Source organism: Kineococcus vitellinus (assembly GCF_009906315.1).
In the GTDB taxonomy this organism is placed as follows: domain Bacteria; phylum Actinomycetota; class Actinomycetes; order Actinomycetales; family Kineococcaceae; genus Kineococcus; species Kineococcus vitellinus.
The window spans coordinates 1-5767 of sequence record NZ_JAAALL010000282.1; the positions used below are offsets into that span (position 1 = coordinate 1).

Annotated in this window: 6 protein-coding genes; 3 read left to right on the forward strand and 3 right to left on the reverse strand. The window is 74.9% G+C overall.

Going from position 1 to position 5767, the window contains the following annotated elements:
- Positions 1 to 879 (forward strand): DNA/RNA non-specific endonuclease, encoded by an 879-nt coding sequence (locus GTQ99_RS18910; protein ID WP_166617271.1) that lies wholly within the window; start codon positions 1 to 3, stop codon positions 877 to 879.
- A 76-nt stretch (positions 880 to 955) separates the two neighbouring features.
- Here GTQ99_RS18910 and arfA read toward each other — a convergent pair whose 3' ends face one another.
- The gene (gene arfA / locus GTQ99_RS18915; RefSeq protein ID WP_166617272.1) at positions 956 to 2467 is read right to left on the reverse strand and encodes an arabinosylfuranosidase ArfA; all 1512 of its coding nucleotides are present in this window, start codon (positions 2465 to 2467) and stop codon (positions 956 to 958) included.
- A gap of 117 nt (positions 2468 to 2584) precedes the next feature.
- On the opposite strand from arfA, the gene GTQ99_RS18920 reads away from it, so the two are divergent.
- Both GTQ99_RS18920 and GTQ99_RS27165 read left to right on the forward strand, forming a co-directional pair.
- Positions 2585 to 3613, forward strand: coding sequence for a substrate-binding domain-containing protein (locus GTQ99_RS18920; protein ID WP_166617273.1), 1029 nt, complete (start codon positions 2585 to 2587; stop codon positions 3611 to 3613).
- 66 nt (positions 3614 to 3679) lie between these two features.
- The gene (locus tag GTQ99_RS27165) at positions 3680 to 4642 is read left to right on the forward strand and encodes a zinc-binding dehydrogenase (RefSeq protein ID WP_166617274.1); all 963 of its coding nucleotides are present in this window, start codon (positions 3680 to 3682) and stop codon (positions 4640 to 4642) included.
- A gap of 40 nt (positions 4643 to 4682) precedes the next feature.
- Here the strand turns inward: GTQ99_RS27165 and GTQ99_RS18930 are convergent, their stop codons facing one another.
- The gene (locus GTQ99_RS18930; protein ID WP_166617275.1) at positions 4683 to 5399 is read right to left on the reverse strand and encodes a VOC family protein; all 717 of its coding nucleotides are present in this window, start codon (positions 5397 to 5399) and stop codon (positions 4683 to 4685) included.
- A 101-nt stretch (positions 5400 to 5500) separates the two neighbouring features.
- Positions 5501 to 5713 (reverse strand): DUF3072 domain-containing protein, encoded by a 213-nt coding sequence (locus GTQ99_RS26340; protein ID WP_166617276.1) that lies wholly within the window; start codon positions 5711 to 5713, stop codon positions 5501 to 5503.
- Positions 5714 to 5767: the final 54 nt, after the last annotated feature.

Here is a 5767-nt window from a genome sequence, read left to right on the forward strand (position 1 = left end):
GTGCGGGAGCGCGGATCCGGCGCGGCGCAGCTGTCGGGGCGCGCGGGCTACGACCCGCGGTTCCTGGCGCCCGGGCCGCCGGTGCCGGTGCCGCTGCCCACCGACGGCACGCAGGTCGTGGTCCTGCCCTACACGCACTTCTCGGTCGTCCAGCGCCCCGACCGGCGCCTGGCGGCCGCGACGGTCGTGGCCGTCGACGGGGCGAGCCTCGTCGACGTCCCGCGCTCGGGGGACGCCTGGTTCCTCGACCCGCGCATCGCCCCCGACGAGCAGGCCGGGGCGGAGCTCTACGCGCGCAACGACTTCGACCGCGGGCACCTGGTCCGCCGGCGGGACGCGGGCTGGGGGCCGGACGCGCGGGAGGCGAACGCCGACACGTTCTCCTACGCCAACGCCGCCCCGCAGGCCTCGCGCTTCAACCAGTCCCTGGAGCTGTGGCTGGGGCTGGAGGACCACGTGCTGGACCACGCGCGTCGCTGGGACCAGCGCCTCGTCGTCGTCACCGGGCCCGTGTTCGCCGACGACGACCCCGACTACCGCGGGGTGCGCATCCCGCGCCGCTTCTACAAGGTGGCCGCGCACCTGCGCGAGGCGCGGGACGGCGGCGCACCGCAGCTGGCCAGCACCGGTTTCGTGCTGGACCAGACCCCGCTCGTCGCCGACGTCGTCGGCGCGCTCTCCGCGCAGGAGGTCCCCGAGATCGGGGGCTTCCGCACCTTCCAGGTGCCGGTGGCCGACATCGCGGAGCTGACGGCCCTGGACCTCGGCCCGCTCGTGGCGGCCGACCGGCTGCCGGAGCTGGTGCCCACCCCGGCCGCGGTCGAGGGCGGGGTGCCCGCCTGGCGGGCGGTCGTGCGCCCCGCGGACCTGCTGCTCTGACACCGCCGCCGCGTCCCCGCCGCACGGATGCGGCGGGGACGCGGACGGTCGGCCGGCCAGTGGCCGGCCGGGCGGCTCAGCCCTTGCGCAGCTGCACGACGGCCCAGGACAGCGGCGGCAGCACGACGGTCGCGGTGCCGTCGGTGACGCTGACGTCCTCGAGCGGGCGCAGGCCGACCTGCTGGTGGTCGCCCGTCGCGTTCGTCGTGTGCCGGTCCTGGCCCTCGGTGGCGGCGAGGACCTTCGCGCTGGAGACGCGGTCCACGCCGAAACCGCGCAGCGCGACGTCCACGGACGCCGGCTCCGACAGGTCGCGGTTGGCCAGGAACAGCGTGAGGGTCTCCTCGTCCCAGGTGGCCGAGGCGTCGACGACGTCCACGCCGCCGAAGTTCGAGCTCTCGTACTTGTCGGACTGCGTGACGACCTGCAGGACGTCCCCGCTCGCCAGCCGGCGGACCTGCTCGAACGGGTGCGCGATGGTCTGCTTCCAGGCGTCGCCGCCCGGTTCGCTGCGCAGCAGGCCGATGACGTTGACGAGCTGGGCCTGCGCCCCGATCGTCACGCGGTCGCTGTGGCGCAGCAGCGAGTTCAGCAGGGTGCCGACGACGACGGCGTCGGTGATGGAGTACTCGTCCTCGATGACGCGGGGGGCGACGTCCCACGGCTGCACGCCCTCGGCGTGGTGCGGGCGCGACTGGTACCAGACGTTCCACTCGTCGAAGCTCAGGTTGATCTTCTTGGAGTGCTTCCCCTTGGCGCGCACCGCGTCCGCGGTCGCGACGACCTGCTCGATGAACAGGTCCATGTCGACGGCGGAGGCCAGGAAGTTCCCGACGTCGCCTTCCTTCTCCTCGTAGTACGCGTGGCAGGAGACGTAGTCCACCGCGTGGTAGGCGAGGTCGAGGACGGTGGACTCCCACTCGCCGAACGTCGGCATCGAGCGGCTGGAGGAACCCACCGCGACGAGCTCGATGCTCGGGTCGATGGAGCGCATCGCCATGCCGGTCTCGGCGGCGAGGCGGCCGTACTCGGCGGCGGTCTTGTGGCCGGTCTGCCAGGGGCCGTCGAGCTCGTTGCCCAGGCACCACAGCTTGATGTCGAAGGGGTCCTTGCTGCCGTGCGCCCTGCGCAGCTCGGAGAACTTCGTCCCGGAGTCGAGGTTGGTGTACTCCAGCAGGTCGCAGGCCTCCTGCAGGCCGCGGGTGCCGAGGTTCACGGCCATCATCGTCTCGGTGCCGACCTTGCGGGCCCAGGCGTCGAACTCCGCCAGGCCGAACTGGTTGGTCTCCACCGAGCGCCAGGCGCGGTCGATGCGGCGCGGGCGCTCCTCGCGCGGGCCGACGGAGTCCTCCCACTCGAAGCCGGACACGAAGTTGCCGCCGGGGTAGCGGACGACCGTCGGGCCGATCTCCCTGGTGAGTTCCAGGACGTCGGTCCGCAGGCCGTCCTCGTCCGCGGTGGGGTGGTCGGGCTCGAAGATGCCGGTGTACACGCAGCGGCCCATGTGCTCGACGAACGAGCCGAACAGGCGGCGTGGGACGGGGCCCACGGTGAAGGCGGGGTCGAGGGCCAGTCGAGCGGTGCGCACGAGGAGTCTCCTGGGGTTCGCGTCACGTCGGTGTGATTGCAACCGTGATTGCAACGTTGGAAGGCAGTCAACGCGAAGTCGGCGACGCCGTCAAGGTGCCGGTGGCACAATGCGCCGGTGCCCACCTCCCGAGCGACCGCGCGTGCGACGACGCTGCGAGACGTCGCCGAGGCGGCGGGCGTGTCCATCAAGACCGTCTCCAACGTCGTCAACGACCACCCCCACGTGCGGCCGGAGATGCGCGAGCGGGTCCGGGCCGTCATCGACCGCCTCGACTACCGCCCCAACGGCATCGGGCGCCAGCTGCGCCAGGGGCGCACCGGCCTGGTGGCCCTGGCCCTGCCCAACGTCACCTACCCCTACTACGGGGAGCTGACCTCGGCGCTGGTGACGGCCGCCCGCGCCCGCGGCCTGACGCTGCTGGTGGAGCAGACCGACGCCGACCTCGAGCGCGAGCGCGAGGTCGCCGCCGGCTTCCCGGTGCGGATGGTCGACGGCCTGGTCTTCGTCCCGCTCACGATGGGCGTGGAGGAGCTCGCGCTGCGCCGCGACCGCACGCCGGCGGTCCTCATCGGCGAGCACGGCGACGGCTCCGGCCTGGACCGGGTGACCATCGACTCGATCGACATCGGCACCACCGCCACCCAGCACCTGCTCGACGCGGGCCGCCGGCGCATCGCCTTCCTCGGCGACAAGTCCGCCCACCGCTCCCCGGTCGTCGCCCAGCGCGCGGCCGGCTACCGCACCGCCCTGGAGCGCAGCGGCATCGAGGTCGACCCCGACCTGCTGTGGCCGGTGCCGGAGTGGGAGCGCCGGCACGGCTTCGAGGGCGCCACCGAGCTGCTGCGGGCCCACCCGGACGTGGACGCGATCTTCGCCGCCAACGACCTCATCGCCTTCGGCGCCATGCGCGCGCTGCGCCTGCTGGGGCGCCGGGTGCCCGACGACGTGGCGGTCCTCGGCGTCGACGACGTCGAGGGCGCGCAGTACTCCGCGCCCACGCTGACCTCCATCGCCCTGGACCGCTCCGAGATGGCCGACCTCGCGCTCGGGCTGCTGGCCGACCGCCTCGCCGGCTCCGACGCCCCGCCCCGGCTGCTGTCGGTCAAGGGCGAGCTCGTGGTGCGGGAGAGCACCGGCGGCTGAGCCGGCGGCACCCCCGGCCGCGCGCCCGGCGGGCCGGTGGGGGCGCGGGCTGGCAGCATCGCGCCCGTGCGCGCCGTGCAGATCACCCGGACCGGAGGACCGGAGGTCCTCACCGTCGTCGAGCTCCCCGACCCGCGCCCCGGGCCGGGGCAGGTCCTCGTGGCCGTCGAGGCCGCGGGCGTCAACTACATCGACACCTACCGCCGCGGCGGCGTCTACCCGCTGCAGCTGCCCGCCGTCCTCGGCGGCGAGGGCGCCGGGCGGGTGCTCGCCACCGGCGAGGGCGTCGAGGGCTTCGCGCCGGGGCAGCTCGTGGCGTGGAAGGAGGCGCCGGGCAGCTACGCCGAGCAGGTCCTCGTCGACGCCGCGGAGCTGGTGCCCGTGCCCGCGGGGGTCGACGCCGCCACCGCCGCCGCGGTCCTGCTGCAGGGGCTGACCGCGCACTACCTGTGCACCGACACCCACCGCGTCAGCGACGGCACCTGGGCGCTGGTGCACGCGGGCGCCGGCGGGACGGGGCTGCTGCTGACGCAGATGGTGAAGCTGCGCGGCGGGCGCGTGCTGGCCACCACGAGCACCGAGGAGAAGGCCGAGCTCGCCCGCGCCGCGGGCGCCGACGCGGTGGTCCGCTACGCCGAGGCCACCCGCGCCGCCCGCGAGCTCACCGGCGGCCGCGGTGTCGACGTCGTCTACGACGGCGTCGGCAGGGACACCTTCGACGCGAGCCTGCAGGCGCTGCGCCCGCGCGGGCTCATGGTGGTCTTCGGCGGCTCCAGCGGTCAGGTGCCGCCCTTCGACGTGCAGCGGCTCAACGCCCTCGGCTCGCTGTTCCTCACCCGCCCGACGCTGGCCTCCTACACCCTCACGCGCGCCGAGCTGCTCTCGCGCACCGAGGAGGTCTTCGGCTGGGTCGCCGCCGGCCGCCTCCACGTGCGGGTCGGGCGCACCTACCCGCTGGAGCAGGCGCGCGCCGCGCACGAGGACCTGCAGGGCCGGCGCAGCACCGGCAAGCTGCTCCTGCTGCCCTGAGGGCGGGCCCGCCCGGGCCGCCCGCTCGGCCCGGGCGGGCTCAGACCTCGCCGCCCAGGACGCAGAACTCGTTGCCCTCCGGGTCGGCGAGCACCGTCCACGGCACCCGGTCGCCCTGGCCGACGTCGGCGTGGCGGGCGCCGGTGCGCAGGGCCTCGGCGACGACGTGCTCGCGGCCGCGCCCGCCGCGGCGGGCGCGCACGTCCAGGTGCCAGCGGTTCTTGCCCGCGTGCGGGTGGGGGCTGCGCACGAACTCCAGGTGGGGACCGGAACCGCCGTGCCGCAGCGCCTGCACGTCGGGGGAGGCGCGCACGCGCCGCCAGCCGGACAGCGGTGCCCAGAAGTCCGCGAGCGCGGGCGGGTCGAGGGCCCGGCAGACGATCGCGGCCACCGACCCGCACCCGTCGTACTCCGGCCGCGGGTCCAGGACGCACAGCTCGTTGCCCTCCGGGTCGGCCAGCACCGTCCACGGGACCTCGCCCTGGCCGACGTCGGCGGGGCGCGCCCCGAGGTCGAGCAGGTGCTCCACCGTCCGGCGCTGCTCGGCGGGGGAGGAGGTGTCCAGGTCCAGGTGGATCCGGTTCGGCCCGGTCTTGACGTCGTCCACAGGCACGAAGACGAGCCCGAGGCCGGGCTCGCCCTCGGGCGGGTCCACGTCGACCTCGTCGTCGTCGGCGTAGCCGAGCCGCCAGGACAGCGCCTGGGCCCACCAGTTCGCCAGCAGCCGGGGGTCGGCGGCGTCGACGACCAGGTTCACGAGGAGGCTCTCGCTCAGCGCCGTGCTCCTCTCGGCGGGGACGGGTCGGCGGGAGGTGGTCAGCGGGAGGTGGTCAGCGGTCGCGCGTCAGCGACCGCGCGTCACTGGCCGCGGCCGGTCTCGCGCTGCAGCTCGTCGATGAGCTCGGAGGCGCGCGCCTTGTCGAGGTCGTCGGGCAGCTCGCGGCCGGCCTCGCGGGCCAGCGTCTGCAGGTAGCTGCGCTGCGGGCCGGTCATGGGCTCGTCGCCGGTGACCCACGTCTCGGGGTCCTTCTCGGCGTTCTGGGTGGGGTCCGGGGTCTCGTTCTCGCTCACGGCCCCGACGCTACGGCGGAGGTCCGACACGTGCCCGCCGAAGCGGCCCCGGCC